The 19,499-nt window shown below is 75.0% G+C and carries 20 protein-coding genes; 5 read left to right on the top strand and 15 right to left on the bottom strand.

Features of this window, described 5'->3' with window-relative positions; all coding sequences use genetic code 11:
• The 4 genes from ACYVQV_RS18460 to ACYVQV_RS18445 all read right to left on the bottom strand — a co-directional run.
• Window positions 1–398, bottom strand: a 398-nt coding sequence (locus tag ACYVQV_RS18460) for a translation initiation factor IF-2 N-terminal domain-containing protein (protein WP_461024783.1), incomplete at its 3' end; no start/stop codon positions are given.
• A 200-nt stretch (window positions 399–598) separates the two neighbouring features.
• On the bottom strand, window positions 599–829 hold the full coding sequence (locus ACYVQV_RS18455; protein ID WP_461024782.1) for a DUF448 domain-containing protein: 231 nt from the start codon (window positions 827–829) through the stop codon (window positions 599–601).
• Between the two features lie 145 nt (window positions 830–974).
• The gene (gene nusA, locus ACYVQV_RS18450; RefSeq protein ID WP_461024781.1) at window positions 975–2,063 is read right to left on the bottom strand and encodes a transcription termination factor NusA; all 1,089 of its coding nucleotides are present in this window, start codon (window positions 2,061–2,063) and stop codon (window positions 975–977) included.
• A gap of 1 nt (window position 2,064) precedes the next feature.
• The gene (locus tag ACYVQV_RS18445) at window positions 2,065–2,838 is read right to left on the bottom strand and encodes a ribosome maturation factor RimP (RefSeq protein ID WP_461024780.1); all 774 of its coding nucleotides are present in this window, start codon (window positions 2,836–2,838) and stop codon (window positions 2,065–2,067) included.
• Here ACYVQV_RS18445 and ACYVQV_RS18440 point away from each other — a divergent pair.
• On the top strand, window positions 2,778–3,938 hold the full coding sequence (locus ACYVQV_RS18440) for a DUF4439 domain-containing protein (protein WP_461024779.1): 1,161 nt from the start codon (window positions 2,778–2,780) through the stop codon (window positions 3,936–3,938). The genes ACYVQV_RS18445 and ACYVQV_RS18440 overlap by 61 nt on opposite strands.
• A gap of 75 nt (window positions 3,939–4,013) precedes the next feature.
• On the opposite strand, the gene ACYVQV_RS18435 is transcribed toward ACYVQV_RS18440, so the two are convergent.
• The 6 genes from ACYVQV_RS18435 to dxr all read right to left on the bottom strand — a co-directional run bounded on the left by ACYVQV_RS18435 (window position 4,014) and on the right by dxr (window position 11,468).
• Window positions 4,014–4,802: a TSUP family transporter gene (locus ACYVQV_RS18435; protein ID WP_461024787.1), complete on the bottom strand. Its 789-nt coding sequence runs from the start codon at window positions 4,800–4,802 to the stop codon at window positions 4,014–4,016.
• A gap of 13 nt (window positions 4,803–4,815) precedes the next feature.
• Entirely contained in the window at window positions 4,816–6,576 is a 1,761-nt protein-coding gene (locus ACYVQV_RS18430) for a proline--tRNA ligase (protein WP_461024778.1), read from the bottom strand.
• A 73-nt stretch (window positions 6,577–6,649) separates the two neighbouring features.
• On the bottom strand, window positions 6,650–7,501 hold the full coding sequence (locus tag ACYVQV_RS18425; RefSeq protein WP_461024777.1) for a GNAT family N-acetyltransferase: 852 nt from the start codon (window positions 7,499–7,501) through the stop codon (window positions 6,650–6,652).
• A 57-nt stretch (window positions 7,502–7,558) separates the two neighbouring features.
• Entirely contained in the window at window positions 7,559–8,716 is a 1,158-nt protein-coding gene (ispG, locus tag ACYVQV_RS18420; RefSeq protein WP_461024776.1) for a flavodoxin-dependent (E)-4-hydroxy-3-methylbut-2-enyl-diphosphate synthase, read from the bottom strand.
• A gap of 110 nt (window positions 8,717–8,826) precedes the next feature.
• Complete coding sequence (locus ACYVQV_RS18415; protein ID WP_461024775.1) at window positions 8,827–10,170, bottom strand: M50 family metallopeptidase; 1,344 nt, start codon at window positions 10,168–10,170, stop codon at window positions 8,827–8,829.
• Entirely contained in the window at window positions 10,167–11,468 is a 1,302-nt protein-coding gene (gene dxr / locus ACYVQV_RS18410) for a 1-deoxy-D-xylulose-5-phosphate reductoisomerase (protein ID WP_461024786.1), read from the bottom strand. The genes ACYVQV_RS18415 and dxr overlap by 4 nt, the downstream gene beginning before the upstream one ends.
• Before the next feature lie 190 nt (window positions 11,469–11,658).
• Between dxr and ACYVQV_RS18405 the strand changes: the two genes are divergently transcribed.
• Window positions 11,659–11,889 carry a CarD family transcriptional regulator gene (locus ACYVQV_RS18405; protein ID WP_461024774.1) on the top strand — a complete coding sequence of 77 codons (231 nt, stop codon included), beginning with the start codon at window positions 11,659–11,661 and terminating at the stop codon, window positions 11,887–11,889.
• Window positions 11,890–11,924: 35 nt separating this feature from the next.
• Here ACYVQV_RS18405 and ACYVQV_RS18400 read toward each other — a convergent pair whose 3' ends face one another.
• The 3 genes from ACYVQV_RS18400 to ACYVQV_RS18390 form a co-directional block, all read right to left on the bottom strand.
• Window positions 11,925–13,388, bottom strand: coding sequence for an NAD-dependent succinate-semialdehyde dehydrogenase (locus tag ACYVQV_RS18400; protein WP_461024773.1), 1,464 nt, complete (start codon window positions 13,386–13,388; stop codon window positions 11,925–11,927).
• Window positions 13,389–13,425: 37 nt separating this feature from the next.
• Window positions 13,426–13,917 carry a metallophosphoesterase family protein gene (locus ACYVQV_RS18395; protein ID WP_461024772.1) on the bottom strand — a complete coding sequence of 164 codons (492 nt, stop codon included), beginning with the start codon at window positions 13,915–13,917 and terminating at the stop codon, window positions 13,426–13,428.
• A gap of 80 nt (window positions 13,918–13,997) precedes the next feature.
• Window positions 13,998–14,474 carry a hypothetical protein gene (locus ACYVQV_RS18390; protein ID WP_461024771.1) on the bottom strand — a complete coding sequence of 159 codons (477 nt, stop codon included), beginning with the start codon at window positions 14,472–14,474 and terminating at the stop codon, window positions 13,998–14,000.
• Window positions 14,475–14,752: 278 nt separating this feature from the next.
• Between ACYVQV_RS18390 and trxA the strand changes: the two genes are divergently transcribed.
• A complete protein-coding gene (trxA, locus tag ACYVQV_RS18385; protein WP_461024770.1) occupies window positions 14,753–15,124 on the top strand; it encodes a thioredoxin in 372 nt (123 codons plus the stop codon).
• Between the two features lie 48 nt (window positions 15,125–15,172).
• Here trxA and ACYVQV_RS18380 read toward each other — a convergent pair whose 3' ends face one another.
• Together ACYVQV_RS18380 and ACYVQV_RS18375 are read right to left on the bottom strand one after the other, a co-directional pair.
• Window positions 15,173–15,865 (bottom strand): TetR/AcrR family transcriptional regulator C-terminal domain-containing protein, encoded by a 693-nt coding sequence (locus tag ACYVQV_RS18380; RefSeq protein ID WP_461024769.1) that lies wholly within the window; start codon window positions 15,863–15,865, stop codon window positions 15,173–15,175.
• A gap of 182 nt (window positions 15,866–16,047) precedes the next feature.
• The gene (locus ACYVQV_RS18375; RefSeq protein ID WP_461024785.1) at window positions 16,048–18,126 is read right to left on the bottom strand and encodes a propionyl-CoA synthetase; all 2,079 of its coding nucleotides are present in this window, start codon (window positions 18,124–18,126) and stop codon (window positions 16,048–16,050) included.
• Between ACYVQV_RS18375 and ACYVQV_RS18370 the strand changes: the two genes are divergently transcribed.
• Together ACYVQV_RS18370 and ACYVQV_RS18365 are read left to right on the top strand one after the other, a co-directional pair.
• Window positions 18,068–18,478 carry a pyridoxamine 5'-phosphate oxidase family protein gene (locus ACYVQV_RS18370; protein WP_461024768.1) on the top strand — a complete coding sequence of 137 codons (411 nt, stop codon included), beginning with the start codon at window positions 18,068–18,070 and terminating at the stop codon, window positions 18,476–18,478. The genes ACYVQV_RS18375 and ACYVQV_RS18370 overlap by 59 nt on opposite strands.
• Window positions 18,479–18,691: 213 nt before the next feature.
• Window positions 18,692–19,499, top strand: an 808-nt coding sequence (locus ACYVQV_RS18365; RefSeq protein WP_461024784.1) for an alpha/beta hydrolase family protein, incomplete at its 3' end; no start/stop codon positions are given.

Raw genomic sequence — 19,499 nt, 5'->3', positions numbered from 1 at the left:
GGCTCCTCGGCGGGGGCGCCGGGCTTGGGAGCCGGCGCCGGCCGGGGGCCGGGGGCCGGTGCGGCCGGCGCCTGCGCGGCGGGCTCCGACGCGGGCGCCTGGGAGCCGCCGGAGGCGTCACCGGACGCACCGTCGGACGAGGGCGCCTCGGCGGCGGCCGGCTTGGCCGGCCCCGGCTTGGCGGTGGACGTCTTCGCGGACTTCCTCGCCGCGGGCTTCGCGGGGGCCTCACCGGCCCCGCCCTGCGGGAAGGCGTCCTTCAGCTTGCGGACCACGGGGGGCTCGATGGTCGACGACGCCGACCTCACGAACTCTCCCATGTCCTGGAGCTTGGCCATCGCGACCTTGCTCGTGATGCCGAGCTCCTTGGCGAGCTCGTAGACCCGGACCTTTGCCACGTCTCTCCTGTCTGGTCCGGGCCTCGGACAGGCGCGGACCGTCGTTAGTGCTGTGGGGCGTTCATCGCTGGGAGCTCATCGGGTGCCCATCAGATGCTGACCCGCTTCCGATCTCGACGGTGTGGACTCGTGCTGGTCGTGCTGGTGGTGCTGTTCGGGCCGGCTGCCGGGCGAGGCCGGGCGCGCCGTTCCCGCCGGGTTCAGGACCCTGTCGAACCGCTCTCGAGGTGGGCCCGCACCGGACCGGCGTCCACCGCGGTACCCGTTCTCAGGGCCCGGGCCAGTGCCCGCCGGCGCTCGGCGAGGTCGAGGCACACCGGGTCGGGATGCAACCAGGCGCCCCGCCCCGGCAGCCGGCGGCGGGGATCCGGTACCACGACCACGACGTCCGGGGTGCTCCCCGCGGCTGCCGCGCCGTCGTCCCGGGCCACCACCACTCGCAGCAGCCGTGACCTCTCGGCGCGTCCCCGGCAGCCCACGCACGTCCGCAGCGGCCGGTGCCCACCCTCGTCGGGTGAGCGGCCAGGTGCCGCGGCGTGCTCGGACCGCCGGCTGGGCCGGGTGGTCTCGTCCAGTCTAGCGCTCCGCCGGTGCCGACGTGTTCCCGCGCCCGCCGGCCCCGCCCACCCGCTCGGACGTCCCGGAGGGGCTCGCCACCACGCCGGCGACCCCACCGGCCCCCGCCGCGGCGTCGTCACCCGGCGCGGTGTCCGGCCGGATGTCGATCCGCCACCCGGTCAGCTTGGCCGCGAGCCGGGCGTTCTGGCCCTCCTTGCCGATGGCCAGCGAGAGCTGGTAGTCGGGCACCACGACCCGCGCGGAGCGGGTCGCCTCGTCCACCACGGTCACGCTCGACACGCGGGCCGGCGAGAGCGCCTGGGCGATGAAGGCCCGGGGCTCCTCCACGTGGTCGACGATGTCGATCTTCTCCCCGTGCAGCTCGGCCATCACCGCCCGCACCCGCTGGCCCATCGGGCCGATGCACGCGCCCTTGGCGTTCACGCCCGCGACCCGCGAGCGGACGGCGATCTTCGTGCGGTGCCCCGCCTCGCGGGCCAGCGCCATGATCTCGACCGTGCCGTCGGCGACCTCGGGCACCTCGAGCGCGAACAGCTTGCGGACGAGGTTCGGGTGGGTCCTGGACAGCGTGATGGACGGGCCCTTGGGGCCCTTGCGCACCCCCACGACGAAGGCGCGGATGCGCGAGCCGTGCTCGTACCGCTCCCCTGGCACCTGCTCCGACGGCGGGAGCACGGCCTCGACCGTGCCGAGGTCGACGTGCACCATCCGGCGGTCGTGCCCCTGCTGGATGACGCCGGAGACGATGTCGCCCTCCCGGCCCCGGAACTCGCCGAGCACCTGCTCGTCCTCGACGTCGCGCAGGCGCTGCAGGATGACCTGCTTGGCCGTGGTCGCGGCGATCCGGCCGAAACCGGTCGGCGTGTCGTCGTACTCGCGGAGCACCTGCCCATCGTCGTCGGTCTCCGCCGCCCACACCACGACGTGGCCGCTCTTGCGGTCCAGCTCGACGCGGGCGTGCTGCTGCGCGCCCTCGGTGCGGTGGTAGGCGACCAGCAGGGCGGCCTCGATGGCCTGGACCAGGACGTCGAACGGCACCTCCTTCTCGCGCTCGAGCATCCGCAGGGCGGCGAGGTCGATGTCCACGTCAGCCCACCTCCGTCCTGTCCTGGTGCCCGTCCCCGGGCGCCGCTGTGCCGTCCTCCGGCTCGTCGTCCGCTCCGTCGACGCCCTCGTCCACGTCGTCCGCGTCGACCACGTCGTCCGCGTCGACCACGTCGTCCGCCTCGTCCACGTCGCCCTCCTCGTCGCGGCGGGAGAACTCCACCTGCACGCGACCGGGCCCGAGGTCCGCGAGGTCGACGGCCCGCTCGGAGCCGTCCACCTCCAGCACGACCTGGCCACCGCGCACGGCTCGCACCCGCCCGGTGAGGTCGGCGTCGCCGACCCGGACGGTGACCAGCCGGCCCCGGGCGCGGGCCCAGTGCCTGCGCTCCGTCAGCGGCCGGTCCACCCCCGGGGAGGTCACCTCCAGCACGTACGGGGTGCCGCCGAGGGCGTCCGACTCGTCGAGCGCGCAGGACACGGCCCGGGAGACGTCCGCGACGCGGTCGAGGTCGAGCTCCCCGGTGGCCTCCTCGGGCAGGTCGACGACGACGCGGACCACCCGGCGCCGGCCCGCGGGCGCGACGGTGACGCCCTCGAGCACCAGACCGGCGTCCGTCACCACCGAGGTGAGCAGGTGGTCGAGTGCGTCCGACCCGTGCGCGACCACGGCGTACCTCCAGGCGATGTGGTGTTGTGGTGCGGCCACCCTAACCGCTCCGCAGGAGACGCCGAGCCGCGTGGCAGGATCGCCCGGTGCCCTCGCCCGACCCGCCCCGACCCCCCGCGCGTCGGGCCCCGGCGCACCCGTCGGCACCGACCGCCGGACCCGGCCCCGGACCGTCCCGCCGGGACCTCCTGCGGGCCGCCCTGCTGACCGCGGGCACCGCGTCGCTGCTCACCGCGTGCGGGGTCGACCTCGGGTCGGTCCGCCGCGAGCAGGACCCGCCGACCACGCCCGCACCGGACGAGGACGAGCTGGCGCGCCGCCGCGCCGCCGGGGCGGCCGGCGAGCTGCTGCTCGCCTGCGGCGCGCTGCGCCGGACACGTCCCGACGTCGCGCTGCTGGACGAGCTCGTGGCCCAGCACGCCGTCCACGCGGAGGCGCTCGGTGCCCGGCCGCCCGCCGTCGAGGGCGAGGCGCCCCCGCCCGTCGTCCCCGGCGTCGCGCCGGGCCCGGACCTGCTGGCACGGCACGGGGTGGCCGCCTCGCAGGCGCTGACCGACGCGCTCTCGACGGGACCGGCGCTGGCGGCCCTGCTCACCCAGGTCGGCGGCGCCCGCGCCGTGCAGGCACGCCGGCTGGCCACCGGCCTCGGCCTGCCCGCACCGGTGGTCCCCGGGCCGGTGGTCCCGGTCGGCGAGACGGCGCCAGCCCCGGGCACCGCGGCCCCGGGCACCGCGGCAGCGGCGACCGCGGCACCGGGCACCGCCCCGACGGCGTCCCCCACGACCGACGGCCCGGGCGGCCCCACCGCGGAGGACGACCGGCCGGTGGTCGACGGGCTCGACGAGGAGGCCGCCGCGTCGCTGACCGCACTCCTGGAGGGCGAGCACGCCGCCGCGCAGGGCCTGCAGGCCCTGGCCGTGCGGCTGGAGGGTGCCGAGCGGGACGCCGCGGCGGCCGCTGTGGAACGCCACCGCGCGACGGCCGACGACCTGGCGGCGGTGCTGCGGGGGGCCGGCCGGACGGCGCCACCGCCCGCCCCGGGGTACCGGCTGCCCGAGCCGGTGGCCGACGCGTCCGCGGCCCGCGACCTCGCCGGGCGGATCGAGCTCGGCCAGGCCGCGGGCGCACTCGCCCTGGTGCCCCGCTCGCAGGGCGCCCTGCGCCGGGCGGCGGTCGCCCTGCACGTCGACGCCGTCCTGCACGCCCTCCGCTGGGGGGCCCTGGCGCCACCTCCCCCGACCGGCTGACCCGGCCACGCCGGACGCGGACCGTCCGCCCGTCTGGCGGGGCACGCGGTGGGCGACGCGAGCACAGGCGCTCGCTCAGCGCCCCGTGAGGACCTGGTACCCCAGCCGCAGCACCAGCACGCCGACGACCACGACGAAGACGACGCGGACGAAGCCGCTGCCCTTCGCGACCGCGGTCCGGGCGCCGGTGTACCCGCCGACGACGTTGGCGGCCCCCATCGCCAGGCCGAGCGCCCACATCGGGGCGCCCTGCGGGATGAAGACGGCGAGCGCGCCGAGGTTGGTGGCCACGTTGACGATCTTGGCCTTGGCGCTGGCCTCGAGGAAGGCGTAGCCGAGCAGCCCCACGAGCGCGAACACCAGGAACGACCCGGTGCCCGGTCCGAGGATGCCGTCGTAGAAGCCGATGACGAGCCCGGTGACGCCGGCCGCCACGTGGTGGCGCCGGCCGTGCCAGCGCAGGGCGGTGGCCTCACCCAGGGCGGGCCGTGCGAGCGTGTAGGCGAGGACGGCGAGCAGGGCCACGACGATGACCGGCCGGAACACCCCCGCCGGCAGCAGGCTCGCGGCGGCAGCGCCCACCGCGGACCCGCCCCCGGCGAGCGCCGCCATCGGCAGCGCGGTGCGCAGGTCGGGCCGGACCCGCCGGTAGTAGGTGACGGCGCTGGTCACCGTCCCGGAGACGCTCGCGAGCTTGTTGGTGGCCAGCGCCTGCAGGGGGCTCACCCCGGGCACCAGCAGCAGCGCCGGCAGCTGGACCAGGCCTCCCCCGCCGACGACCGCGTCCACCCAGCCCGCGGCGAACCCCGCGAGGAGCAGCAGGGCGATCGTCGTCCAGCCGAGCTCGGCGACCTCCACGGTCAGCGCCGTCGGGGGGTCAGCGGCACAGCGCGCGCAGGTGCTCGACGGCGTCCGCCACCGCCACGTCGGTGCGCTCGCCCGTCGCCCGGTCCTTGACCTCGACGACGCCGTCCGCGAGTCGCTTGCCCACGGTGACGATGGTCGGCACGCCCACGAGCTCGGCGTCCTTGAACTTCACCCCGGGCGAGACCTTGTACCGGTCGTCGAAGAGCACGCGGACCCCGGCGGCGTCGAGCCCGGCGGCGAGCTCCTCGGCGGCGGCCAGCACCGCCTCGTCCTTGCCGGTCGCGACGAGGTGGACGTCGGCGGGCGCGACCTCGCGGGGCCAGACGATGCCGAGCTCGTCGTGGGAGTTCTCGACGATCGCGGCCACGGCGCGGGAGACGCCGATGCCGTACGAGCCCATCGTGACGGTGACGAGCTTGCCGTTCTCGTCGAGGACCTTGAGGTCGAGCGCCTCGGCGTACTTGCGGCCGAGCTGGAAGATATGGCCCATCTCGATGCCGCGGGCCGTCTCCAGCGCGGCGCCGCACGCCGGGCAGGCGTCGCCGTCGCGCACCTCGGCGGCCTCGATCGTGCCGTCGGCGGTGAAGTCGCGGCCGGCGACGAGGTCGAGGACGTGCCGGCCGTCGACGTCGGCGCCGGTGACCCAGCGGGTCCCGTCGACGACGCGGGGGTCGACGAGGTACCGGATGCCACTGGCGCGCTCCTCCCCCAGCACGCCGGGACCGATGTAGCCCTTGGCGAGGGCGGGGTGGGCGGCGAAGTCGGCCTCGGTGAACGCCTCGACCTCGGCGGGTGACACCTGCGCCTCGAGGCGCTTGGCGTCGACCTCCCGGTCGCCCGGCACGCCCACGGCCAGGGGCTCGCGGCTGCCGTCCGGGTGGACGAGCACGACGAGCACGTTCTTCAGGGTGTCGGCCGCGGTCCAGGGGCGGTCCTGGCGCGCGAACGCGTCGTTGAGGTGCTCGACGAGCGTCTCGATCGTCGGGGTGCCGGGCGTGTCCTCGACGTGCGCGGCGGGCGCGTCGTCGGCGGGGACGGCGTCCGGGACGGCGACGCGCACGGCCTCGACGTTGGCGGCGTAGTCGCACGAGGTGCACCGGACGAAGGTGTCCTCGCCGTTGACGGCGGGCACGAGGAACTCCTCCGAGGCGGAGCCCCCCATCGCACCGGACATCGCGGCGACGACGACGTAGTCCATCCCCAGCCGGTCGAAGATCCGGATGTACGCGTCGCGGTGCCGCTGGTAGGCGGCCTCGAGGCCCGCGTCGTCGACGTCGAAGGAGTAGGAGTCCTTCATCACGAACTCGCGACCGCGCAGCAGCCCGGCGCGCGGGCGCGCCTCGTCCCGGTACTTGGTCTGGATCTGGTAGATCGACAGCGGCAGGTCCTTGTACGACGAGCACAGGTCCTTGACCAGGAGGGTGAACATCTCCTCGTGGGTGGGCCCGAGCAGGTAGTCGGCGCCCTTGCGGTCCTTGAGCCGGAAGAGGTTGTCGCCGTACTCGACCCAGCGGTTGGAGGCCTCGTAGGGCTCCTTGGGCAGCAGCGCGGGGAAGTGCACCTCCTGCGCGCCCATCGCGTCCATCTCCTCACGGACGACGCGCTCGACGTTGCGGTACACCTGGTAGCCCAGCGGCAGCCACGAGTAGATGCCGGGCGCCGCGCGGCGCACGTACCCGGCGCGCACGAGCAGCCGGTGGCTGGGGACCTCCGCGTCGGCCGGGTCCTCCCGCAGGGTGCGCAGGAACAGGGTGGACATCCGCTGGATCATGAGGGCGAGCCTATCGGCGGCGCCGCGCCCGCCCGGCACGCAGGCCACCCGGGTCCCGGCCCGCGGCAGCCGCTCAGAACAGCACGGTCGCGAAGTCCCCGACGGTACGGAAACCGGCCCTGCGGTACGCGGCCACGGCGCGGGTGTTGAAGTCGTTGACGTAGAGGCTGACGGTGACCGGCCGCTCGGCCCGGGCGAGCCGCACGACGGACGCCATCCCGGCGGCCGACAGGCCCTCACCGCGCCGCTCCGGCGCCACCCACACGCCCTGCACCTGCACGACCCGCTCGCTGACGGCGCCGAGCTCGGCCTTGAAGACGACCTGGGGCCGTCCGTCGACGACGTCGACCCGGGCGAAGGAGCGACCGGCGTCGACCAGCTCGGTGACGCGCTGCCGGTACAGCGCGCCGCCGTCCCCCGTGGTGGGCGAGTACCCGACCTCCTCGGTGAACATCGCCACGCACGCGGGCAGCAGGACGTCGAGGTCGGCCCGGGTGGTGGGCCGGACCCCCGGGTCGCCGGGGAGCGGCGGGTCGTGGTCGATGACCATGAGCGGCTGGTGCGCGCGGACCTCGCGGGCGCGGCCCCACGACGGGCTCAGCCTGTCCCACAGCGCCAGGACGGCGTCGGAGGGCCCGACGATCGACGAGCACCGGCGGCCGTGGCGGCGCGCGCGCTGGGCGAACGCCTCGACCGCCTCGGGCACGAGCTCGACGGGGACGAGGTTCGCCCCCGCCCAGCAGGCCGAGACCAGGCGGCCCCGCTGGTACCAGCCCCACAGCTGCCCGCCGAGCCGTCGTGGGTCGCACCCGACCTGCTCGACCCGGCCGGCGACGAAGACGTTGGCGACGGGGTCGCGGTGGCACAGGGCGAGGAGCTCGTCGACGTCACCGTCGTCGAGCACCCTCACCGGTGACCGCAGCACCCCGGCATCCTGTCCCGACCCGGGCGGGGCCCGCGACCTGGCGCGCCGCGGACCGGCTCAGCCGACCGTGACGCTGGGGGCGCTGCCCTCGACCGGCTCGCCCATCTCCTCGGCGATGCGCATCGCCTCCTCGATGAGCGTCTCGACGATCTGCGACTCGGGCACGGTCTTGATGACCTCGCCCTTGACGAAGATCTGCCCCTTGCCGTTGCCGGAGGCGACGCCGAGGTCGGCCTCGCGGGCCTCCCCCGGGCCGTTGACGACGCACCCCATCACCGCGACCCGCAGCGGCACCTCCATGCCCTCGAGGCCGGCGGTGACCTCGTCCGCGAGCGTGTAGACGTCGACCTGGGCGCGGCCGCACGAGGGGCAGGAGACGATCTCGAGCTTGCGCGGCCGCAGGTTCAGCGACTGCAGGATCTGGGTGCCGACCTTGACCTCCTCGACGGGCGGCGCGGACAGCGACACCCGGATCGTGTCGCCGATGCCCTGGCTCAGCAGCGCGCCGAACGCCGTCGCGGACTTGATCGTGCCCTGGAACGCCGGGCCGGCCTCGGTGACCCCGAGGTGCAGCGGCCAGTCGCCGCGCTCGGCCAGCAGCTGGTACGCCCGCACCATCACGACGGGGTCGTTGTGCTTGACCGAGATCTTGAAGTCGTGGAAGTCGTGCTCCTCGAACAGCGAGGCCTCCCACACGGCCGACTCGACGAGGGCCTCGGGCGTCGGCTTGCCGTACTTCTCCAGCAGCCGCGGGTCCAGGGACCCGGCGTTGACCCCGATCCGGATGCTGACGCCGGCGTCCTTGGCCGCCTGGGCGATCTGCTTGACCTGGTCGTCGAACTTGCGGATGTTGCCGGGGTTGACGCGGACGGCGGCGCAGCCCGCGTCGATCGCCGCGTAGACGTACTTCGGCTGGAAGTGGATGTCGGCGATCACCGGGATCTGGGACTTGGTGGCGATCGCGGGCAGCGCGTCGGCGTCGTCCTGGCTGGGGCAGGCCACCCGGACGATGTCGCAGCCCGCCGCGGTGAGCTCGGCGATCTGCTGGAGCGTGGCGTTGACGTCGGTCGTCGGGGTGGTCGTCATCGACTGGACGCTGACGGGGGCGTCACCGCCGACCTCGACCTTGCCGACCTTGATCTTGCGCGTGGGACGGCGCGGGGCCAGGACGGGCGGCGGGGCGGCGGGCATGCCGAGGGAGACCGGGACGCTCATGGGCCCAGTATCGCCCGCGCCGGGCCCGGGCGGCGAAACGGCCCGCTCGGACGGCTCGGACGGTTCTGACGGCTCTGACGGCTCTGACTGCGCCGACCCCCGCACCGGCCTCAGCCGCGGAGGGTGATCGGCCGGACGATGTCGGCGTACAGCAGCAGCACGGACATCCCGACGAGGACGACGGCCATGCCGTAGGCGATCGGCAGCGCCTTCGCGACGTCGACGGGGCCCGGGTCGGGACGCCGCAGGACCTTGGCGACGGTGCGCCGCGTCCCCTCCCACAGGGCACCGGCGACGTGACCGCCGTCCAGGGGGAGCAGCGGGATGAGGTTGAAGACGAACAGGGCGATGTTGAGTCCGCCGAGCAGACCGAGCAGGCTGGCGGTCCTCTGCTCGGCGTCGAACTCGTCGAGGGAGGCGACCTCGCCGGTGAGCCGGCCGACGCCGACGATCCCGATGGGACCCTCCGGGTCGCGCTCGGCACCGCCGAACGCGGCCTCGGCGACGTCCACCATCCGCTGCGGCAGGCGGATCACGACCCCGGCGGTGCGGGCGACGGCGTCACCGACCACGCCGGGGACGTCGGCGAGGCTGCCGTCGGCCAGGCGGAAGGCCGGGCTCACGCCCAGGAACCCCACCTCCTCGGTGACCACCGCCCCGTCCGCGTCGAGGACGACCTCGCCGTCCCGGTAGACCGCGACCTCCGTGAGCCGGGGCGTGACCTCGAGCTCGAGCCGCTCGCCGTCGCGCTCGACGACCAGGGGCACCGTCTCGCCGGCGCTGGTGCGGATCGCCTCGCGCACCTCGTCCCACTCGGTGACGGGCCGGCCGTCGAAGCCGACGACGACGTCACCCGGCTGGATCCCCGCCTCGGCGGCGGGGGCGACGGGGTCGGAGTCGACGCACTCGGTCCGCTGGGTCCCGGCGGGCGCGATGCACTCGTTCACCACCTCCACCGTCGTGGTGGTCACGGTCTGCGAGGGGTTGCCGATGCCGACCACGAGGGCGCCGAGCAGCAGCGTGCCGAGCACGAGGTTCATCACCGGGCCGCCGAGCATGATGACGACCTTCTTGCGCGCGGGCAGCCTCCAGAAGACCCGGTCGGCGTCGCCGGGACCGACCTCGGCCGCGGACAGCCTCCTCGCGTCGTCGGCGAGGGTCTGGAAGGCGCCGGTGGACGACTCGCGCACCGTGTCGGGGTCCTCGCCCGGCCGGGGCGGGAACATCCCGATCATGCGGATGTAACCGCCGAACGGCAGCCACTTGACGCCGTACTCGGTCTCGCCGCGGCGCCGCGACCACATCGTGGGGCCGAACCCGACCATGTACTGGGTGACCTTGACCCCGAACAGCTTGGCCGGGACGAGGTGACCGATCTCGTGCAGGGCGATCGACAGCGCGACGACCACCACGAACAGCAGCACACCGCCCCCGTACTGGAGCCACTCCGTCATCCCCGGGCCTCCGTGACCTCTGTTCCGTGGACCGATGCGCCGTGGACCGATGCGCCGTCGGCGGCTCGGGCGTCGGGCAGGCCGAGCACCTCGCGCGCCCGGGTCCGGGCCCACGTCTCCGCGGCCAGCACGTCCTGCAACGTCAGATCGGCCCCGGACGTTCCGTCCTTGACCCGCTCGCCGGCGACGGCGTCGTCGACCACCCGGGCCACCGTGTCCACGATGCCGGTGAACGGCACCGCCCCCGCCAGGAAGCCGGCCACGCACTCCTCGTTCGCGGCGTTGTAGACCGCGGGCAGCGCGCCGCCGGCCGCCCCCACCTCCCGCGCCAGCCGGACGGCGGGGAACGCCTCGTCGTCCAGCGGCTCGAAGTCCCAGGAGGTGGCGCGGGCCCAGTCGCACGGCTCGTCGACGTCCGGGAGCCGGTCCGGCCAGGACAGCCCGAGGGCGATCGGCACGAGCATCCGCGGCGGGCCCATCTGGGCGACCGTGGAGCCGTCGTGGAACTCCACCATCGAGTGGATCATCTGCTGCGGGTGAACGACGACGTCGACCCGGTCGAACGGGACGTCGAAGAGCAGGTGCGCCTCGATGACCTCGAGCCCCTTGTTGACCAGGGTCGCGGAGTTCGTCGTGATCACCGGCCCCATCGCGAAGTTGGGGTGCGCCAGGGCCTGCTGCGGGGTGACGCCGTCCAGCTCGGCGCGGCTGCACCCGCGGAACGGTCCCCCGGACGCCGTCAGCACGAGCCGGCGGACCTCACTCGCCCGGCCGCCGCGCAGGCACTGGGCGATCGCCGAGTGCTCGGAGTCGACCGGGACGATCTGACCCGGGCGGGCGAGCGCCGTGACGAGCGGGCCGCCGACGATGAGGGACTCCTTGTTCGCCAGCGCCAGCACGCGCCCGGCGTCCAGCGCCGCGAGCGTGGGCCCCAGCCCGATCGAGCCGGTCATGCCGTTGAGGACGACGTCGCAGGGGTGGCGCGCGGCCTGCGTGGCGGCGTCGGGACCGGTGACGACCCGGGGGACGCGACCGGGACGGCCGGCGGCACGGGCCGCGGCGTCCAGCGCGGCGGTCAGGTCCTCGCCGGCGTCGGGCCGGGCCACGGCGACGAGCTCCACGTCGTGCGCGACGGCCTGCCGGGCCAGGGTCGCGACGTCCGCGCCCCCGGCGGCCAGCGCCACCACCCGGAACCGGTCGGGGTGGTGCCGGACGACGTCGAGGGCCTGGGTGCCGATCGATCCCGTGGACCCCAAAACGACGACGTCGCGTCGGGTCCCGGACGGCTCGGGTGACAGGGGGCTCACCGGACCAGTGTCCCCGACGCGGGTACCTGCTCCGTCGTCCAGGTCCGCGGCCTCCTGACGGTCGACCGAGCGTGAGACTCCTGTGCGTTGCGTCACCGTACGCGCCCGACACGGGCGGTTCGGACCGGATCCGCTTCACCGAACGTCACCACGGGGCCCGCGGACGAGGCAGACTCGGGGTATGAACCGACGCACGCCCGCCCCCCGCCGTGAGCTCGCCGCCAGCCCCTTCGCCGCCCAGCGGCGCGCCGCCGCGGCCAGCGCCCAGCGGTTCGAGGTCGACGACCGGGTCACCCACGACCGGCACGGCATGGGCCGCGTGGTGTCCGTGGACGAGGAGTGCTGCGTGGTGGCCTTCCGGTCCGACACGCGCCGGATCGTCCTGCCGACCAGCAGGCTCCACAAGCTCTGACCCGCCGGCCGGTCCCGCCACCGCGGGGCCGGCCGTCACAGGGCGATCGACACGTACTTCGTCTCGAGGTACTCGTCGATCCCCTCGAAGCCGCCCTCGCGGCCGAACCCGCTGGCCTTTACCCCGCCGAACGGGGCGGAGGCGTTCGACACCACGCCGGTGTTCAGCCCGACCATCCCGGTCTGCAGCCGCTCGCTGACGGTCAGCGCCCGCTGCAGGTCGCGCGTGAACAGGTAGGCGACGAGCCCGAACTCGGTGTCGTTGGCCTGCTCGACGGCCTCGTCGACGGTGCGGAAGGTCGTCACGGGCGCGACCGGCCCGAAGACCTCCTCGTGCAGGATCCGGGCGTCGGCCGGCACGTCGGCCAGCACCGTCGGCCGGTAGAAGAAGCCGGGACCGTCCACGGCGGAGCCACCCACCACGACCCGGGCGCCGCGGTCCACCGCGTCCCCGACGAGCGTGGTGACGGTGTCGAGCTGGTCGGCGTCCACGAGAGGCCCGACCTCCACGCCGTCCTCGGTCCCCCGCCCCAGACGCATACCGTCCATCCGCTCGGCGAGCTTCCGGGTGAACTCCTCCGCGACGTCCTCGTGCACGTGGAACCGGTTCGCCGCGGTGCAGGCCTCGCCGATGTTGCGCATCTTGGCCTGGACCGCGCCGTCGACGGCCGCGTCGAGGTCGGCGTCCTCGAGGACGACGAAGGGCGCGTTGCCGCCGAGCTCCATCGACACCCGCAGGAGCTGCTGCGCGGACTGCTCGACCAGGGTCCGCCCGACCGACGTCGACCCGGTGAAGGACAGCTTGCGCAGCCGAGGGTCGCGCACCAGCGGCTCCATCACCGACCCGCTCGACGAGGTCGTGACGACGTTGAGCACCCCGTCCGGCAGGCCGGCGTCCCGGAGCACCTGCGCGAGCGCGAGCATCGACAGCGGGGTCGCGGACGCGGGCTTGACGACCATCGTGCACCCGGCGGCCACCGCTGGGCCGATCTTGCGGGTCCCCATGGCCATCGGGAAGTTCCAGGGCGTGATGAGCAGGCAGGGGCCGACGGGCTGGCGGGTCGTCAGCATCCGGCTCCCCCCGGTCGGGGCCACCGCGTAGCGGCCGTGCACGCGCACGGCCTCCTCGGAGAACCAGCGCAGGAACTCCGCGGCGTAGACGACCTCGGCGCGGGACTCGGCCAGCGACTTGCCCATCTCCAGCGTCATCAGCAGGGCGAGCTCGTCGGTGCGGGCCGTCAGCGCCTCGAACGCCCGGCGCAGGACCTCCCCGCGCTCGCGCGGGGGCGTGGCCGCCCAGTCCGCCTGGGCGGCGACGGCCGCGTCCAGCGCGGCGACGGCGTCCTGCGGCGTGGCGTCCGCGACCGTGGTCAGCGTCTCGCCGGTGGCCGGGTCGACCACGTCGAACCGCTCGCCTCCGCCGGCGTCGCGCCACGTCCCCCCGACGAGCAGGCCGGTGGGGACGGCGTCGAGGACCGTGCGTTCGTCGTGTGCGGGCATGCTCGTCACGGTAGCCACGGGGCCGCGGGTCGGCGCGTCAGCGGCGGCCGCGGTCCGCGGTCCCCGGCGTCCGGGCGGCCGTGCGCGTCGACGTCCGCGGCGGCAGGTGGTGCAGCCGGACGTCGGACAGGACGCCGTCGGCCGCCACCGCGGTCACGTACGTGCACGTCGGCTGGCGGCGGCGGTCCGTGGGCGACCCGGGGTTCAGCAGGCGAGCACCGCGCGGGGTGACCGTGTCCCAGGGGATGTGGCTGTGCCCGAACACGAGCACGTCGACGTCCGGGTAGGCGGCGTCGCAGCGCTCCTCCCGTCCGCGCGAGGGACCGGTCTCGTGCACCACGGCGAACCGCAGGCCACCGATCCGCGCGCGGGCCACCTCGGGCAGCCGGCGGCGCAGGGCGGGCCCGTCGTTGTTGCCGTGGCAGGCGAGGAGCCGCCGCGCACGCGCCTGCAGGGCGTCCAGCGCCGCCTCGTCGACCCAGTCGCCGGCGTGCAGGACGACGTCGGCCGCGGCGACGGCGTCCCACACCTGCGCCGGCAGGTCCTTCGCCCGCCTCGGCAGGTGGGTGTCGGCGAGCAGCAGCAGCCGCGCCGGGCCGGTCGTGCCGGTCAGGTCTCACCGCCGATGTCGGTGGCGTAGGCCTCGAACACCAGGTCGGACCCGTGCTGGCGGTGCCGGACCAGCAGCCCGAGCAGGGTCGTCGCCTCCCCGCGCAGGGTGTCGACGGCGTCCTGGCCGGGGGCCTCGTCGTCGACGAGCCGGTCGGCGTGGCCGAGCACCTCGGTGACCGTCCGGCCGATGCGCTCGTGCTCGGCGCACAGCCGGCGGACGGCACCGGCCAGGCGCGGGGCCTGCCGCACGACGTCGGCGAACAGCCCGTCCGGCGCCTCGTTCAGGCGCACGTGCTCCCGCAGGTCCCCGGCGAGCTCGACGAGCGCGACGTGGACGCGTTGGGCCCAGTCGCCGGTGCGGGGTCCGGCCGGTGCGGCCAGTGCCCGCTCGAGGGTCGTGATGGCCTCGAGCAGCTCGACCCGGCGGCGGCGCACGTCGGCGAGGAGCGCGTTGCCGGCGGTGGTGTCGTCCACGGGCACCCCCCGGCGGTGGTCGCGTGCGTGTCCCTCGGTTTCCCGTCGATCGTCCCGCGTGGGCGTCGCCGCGTCCAGCCGTGGCACGTCACGGGTGGCGTCCGGCCGCCCTGCGGGGGACGGTGGAGCATGCGTCCCCGGTGAGCCGCACGGCGGTCGAGGAGCGACCGGGGAAGAAAACGCGTCCCCTCGCCGTTGCACCCCCAACCGATACCCAGCCGGGTATCGAGCCGAACCGCCGACCACTGAGCACCGCGCAGCAGATCCGGAAGGGAACCATGAGCACCCGAGACCTCACCGCAGGCGACTTCGAGAGCACCGTGCGGGACAACGACATCGTGCTGGTCGACTTCTGGGCGTCCTGGTGCGGTCCGTGCCGGCAGTTCGCCCCCGTCTTCGAGAAGGCGTCCCAGACCCACACCGACGTGGTGTTCGGCAAGGTCGACACCGAGGCCGAGCAGTCGCTCGCGTCGGCGGCCCAGATCACGTCCATCCCCACCCTGATGGCCTTCCGCGAGGGCGTGCTGGTCTTCTCCCAGCCGGGCGCCCTGCCCGCACCGGCGCTCGAGGACCTCATCGGCCAGGTCAAGGGGCTGGACATGGAGAAGGTCCACGCCCAGGTCGCCGCGCAGCAGTCCGCCGGCTCCTGACCGACGCCGAGGCGGCCCGCCCACGCTCGGCGGCGCGGGTCCGTCCGCTCAGCCCTCGGTGGTGAGCTGCTGCTCCAGGCCGTCGACGAGCAGCCGCAGACCGCGGTCGAAGCGGTCCGCGGCGGACGAGGACAGGGCCAGCGGGGCCACCTCGGCCGCGTGCGGGAAGTCCTCGCCGGGGACGTCGTCGTCCACCCCGACGCGGCGGGCCCAGTGCCCCTGCGCGGCCGAGCCGTCACCACGGGCGGACAGCTCCTCCTCGTGGGCGCTCGCCACGACCACGAGGTGCACGTGGTCGACGACACCCACCACGACGCGGTCCGGTAGCCCGGCCCCGCGCAGCAGGGTCGTCAGCCACTCCACGCGTCGGACCCAGCCTCGCCCGGACGGCGGGCTGGCGAGCGCGACCGAGGACAGACCCGGGTGGGCCAGCAGCCCCTTGCGGGTCTGCCGGCCGTAGCGCAGCAGGCGCTGCTGCCACGTGCCGCGGGCGGTGGGCAGCGGGATGTCCGCCACCACCTTCTCCAGCACCCGGGCGAGCAGGTCGTCCTTGTTGCGCACGTGCGCGTACAGGCTGGCCTGGCCGGTGTCGAGCCGCTCGGCCACCCGGCGCGTGGTGACCGCGCCCAGCCCCTCCGCGTCGAGCAGCTCGATCGCCGCGTCCACCACCGTCTCGAGGCTCAACCGGGCGGGTGCCTGGACCCGGAGGCGGGTCCTGGTACCGGCGGGCTGCGACGGCATGACGGCGGTCCTCCTGGGAGGGTGGGGGACGGACGCGGTGGACTCGACCGCGCGTCGAAGCGTAACCCACACGGACGAGGCGAACGCCGTTCGGCCCGACGGGCGGACCCCTGGTGCGGACGCCCGTGCGGACGCCCGTGCGCGCCCCGCCGGCACTGCGCACGTGCCCCGGGACGTCCCGGTCAGGGACGCAGGACGCCGCGCAGGGCGTCGAGCACCGTGACGTCCTCGATCGTCGAGGGCACCGTGGGCTGGCGGCCGTCGGCGATCTCCCGCATGGTCTTGCGCAGGATCTTGCCCGAGCGCGTCTTCGGCAGCGCGGGGACGACGTCCACCTGCTTGAGCGCCGCGACCGGCCCGACCTCCTCCCGCACCCGGCGGACGCACTCCGCGGCGACCTGCTGGGGGTCGGCGTCGCTGCCGCCCTTGAGGACCACCAGCGCGCGCGGCAGCTGCCCCTTGAGCTCGTCGGCCACGCCGATGACCGCGCACTCCGCCACCGCGGGGTGGCCGGCGAGCGCCGCCTCGAGCGACCCGGTGGACAGCCGGTGCCCCGCGACGTTGATGACGTCGTCGGTGCGTCCCAGGACGTACAGGTACCCGTCCTCGTCGAGGTAGCCGCCGTCGCCGGTGAGGTAGTAGCCCTCGAACGCCGACAGGTAGCCGCTGACGTAGCGCTCGTCGTCCTGCCACAGCGTCGGCAGCGTGCCGGGCGGCAGCGGCAGGCGCAGGCACACCGCCCCCTCCTCCCCCGGCCCGAGGCGGTGGCCCTCGCTGTCGAGGACGTGCACGTCGTACCCCGGCACCGGCACGGACGGCGAGCCCGGCTTGATCGGCATCGGCTCCAGCCCGCGCGGGTTCGCCGCCACCGGCCACCCGGTCTCGGTCTGCCACCAGTTGTCCACGACGGGGACACCGAGTCGCTCACCGGCCCACGCCCAGGTGTCGGGGTCGAGCCGCTCCCCGGCCAGGAAGAGCGTGCGCAGGCTCGAGGTGTCGTGGTCGGCGACCAGCGTCCCCTCGGGGTCCTCGCGCTTCACGGCCCGGATCGCGGTGGGGGCGGTGAAGAGGACGTCCACGCCGTGGTCGGCCACGACGCGCCAGAAGGCGCCGGCGTCCGGGGTGCCGACGGGCTTGCCCTCGTAGAGGACGGTGGTGGCCCCCACCAGCAGGGGCGCGTACACGATGTAGGAGTGGCCGACGACCCAGCCGACGTCGCTGGCCGTGAACAGGACGTCGCCCGGCCCGACGTCGAAGACGTTCGCCATCGACCACGTCAGCGCCACGGCGTGCCCGCCGTTGTCGCGCACCACGCCCTTCGGCCTGCCGGTCGTGCCGGAGGTGTAGAGGACGTACAGCGGGTCGGTCGCCTCGACCGCGACGCACTCGGCGGGCTCGACCGCGCCCTCGCGCATCACCGTCGCCCAGTCCACGTCGCGGCCGTCGACCAGCTCGGCGCGGGCCTGCCGGCGCTGCAGCACCACGCAGTGCCGCGGCTGGTGCTCGGCGCGCTCGAGGGCGGCGTCCAGCATGGGCTTGTACTCCACGACCCGCGTCGGCTCGATGCCGCAGGACGCGGAGACCACCACCACCGGGCGGGCGTCGTCGATGCGCGCCGCCAGCTCCGACGGCGCGAAACCGCCGAAGACCACCGAGTGCACGGCGCCGATCCGAGCGCACGCCAGCATCGCGACGACCGCCTCGGGCACCATCGGCATGTAGACGACCACCCGGTCGCCGCGTCCGACGCCCAGGGCGCGCAGCACGCCGGCGAAGCGCGCCACCTGCTCGGTCAGCTGGGCGTAGGTCAGCTCGCGCCGGGTGCCGGTGACGGGCGAGTCGTGCACGAGCGCGAGGCGGTCCCCGTGCCCGGCGACCACGTGCCGGTCGAGTGCGTTGTAGCAGGTGTTGAGCACGCCGCCGGTGAACCACCGGTACAGCGGGGCGGCGTCCGCGTCGAGCACCCGGTCCGGTCGGCGGATCCAGCTGACGGCCTGGGCGGCCTCGCCCCAGAAGCCGTCGGGGTCCTCGATGCTGCGGCGGTGCGTCTCGGCGTAGCGGCCCATGCGCCCATCCTGCCGGTCGCGGGCGGCACCCGACAGGGCCTGCGCCCGGGCCGCGCGGCGAGCGGTTCCCGCGCCGCGGCGAGCGGTCCGTCCCGCCCGGCGGCCCTTGCGCGGCGCCGTCTGCCACGATGGCCCGGTGCGGCTCGACCTCGACCCGACGGCCGGGACGCCGGCGGCGCTGCCGGACGCCGTCACCGCGATGCTCACCGAGCGCCACCTGGCGACGCTCACGACGCTGCGTGCGGACGGCCGCCCGCACGTCGTGCCGGTCGGCTTCACCTGGGACCCCGACGGGCACCTGGCCCGGGTCATCACCTCCGGCACGTCCGTCAAGGCGCGCAACGCGGCGCGCGGCGGGCGGGCGGCCCTGTGCCAGGTGGACGGGCGCCGGTGGCTCACCCTGGAGGGCACGACTCGGGTGCTCACGGACGCGCAGGACGTGCGCGACGCCGAGGACCGGTACGCCCGCCGCTACCGCACCCCGAGGCCCAACCCCCGCCGGGTGGTGCTGGCGCTCACCGTGGACCGGGTCACCGGCACCTGGTGAGGCGCCCCCGGTGACCGCCACCCGGTGACCGCCACCCGGTGACGACCGCCCGGTGACGACCGCCCGGTGACCGGGCGGGCCGGAACCGGTGGTTCCACCGATGCGCACGCCACCCGCCCCCTGGTGGCCTGGACGGCGTCCCGATCCCCTAGCGACGACACGAGGTAGCTCATGTCCCCGCTCCAGACCGCCACCTGACGCACCCGCCGGGGCCTGGCCTCGCTGGCCACGGCCTGCGTGGTCACCACCACCGCGCTGGTCGGTGTCGCCCTGCCCGCCCAGGCCGACAGCCCGTACGAGCGCGGGCCCGCTCCGACCGAGAGCGCCCTCGAGGCACGCTCCGGCCCGTTCCGCGTGGCGACCGAACGCGTCTCGTCGTGGTCGGCCCGCGGATTCGGCGGCGGCACCATCTACTACCCCACCGACACGAGCCAGGGCACGTTCGGCGGGGTCGCGATCTCCCCCGGGTTCACCGCCGGGCAGTCCTCCATCGCCTGGCTCGGCGAGCGACTCGCCTCGCACGGCTTCGTCGTCATCACGATCGACACGAACTCGCGCTACGACCAGCCGGGCAGCCGCGCCCGACAGCTCCAGGCGGCGCTGGACCACCTCACCGGCAGCAGCGGCGTCCGTGGTCGTGTCGACGCCAGCCGGCTCGCCGTGGCCGGCCACTCGATGGGCGGCGGGGGCTCGCTGGAGGCCTCGAACGACAATGCCGCGCTGAAGGCGTCCGTGCCCCTCACGCCGTGGCACACCACGAAGCGCTGGAGCGGTGTCACCGTGCCGCAGCTGATCGTCGGCGCCGAGAACGACAGCATCGCCTCGGTGCGCAGCCACGCGATCCCGTTCTACGAGTCGCTGCCGTCCTCGACGAGCCGCGCCTACCTGGAGCTGGACGGCGCCAGCCACTTCGCCCCGAACCTGTCGAACTCGACGATCGGCAAGTTCACGGTCTCCTGGATGAAGCGGTTCGTCGACCAGGACACCCGCTACTCGCCGTTCCTGACCGGCGGCCCCGACC

The sequence above is a fragment of the Thalassiella azotivora genome, from assembly GCF_054781695.1.
The sequence above is the reverse complement of the archived record's forward strand: the minus strand, read 5'-3'. Positions and strand labels throughout refer to the sequence as shown.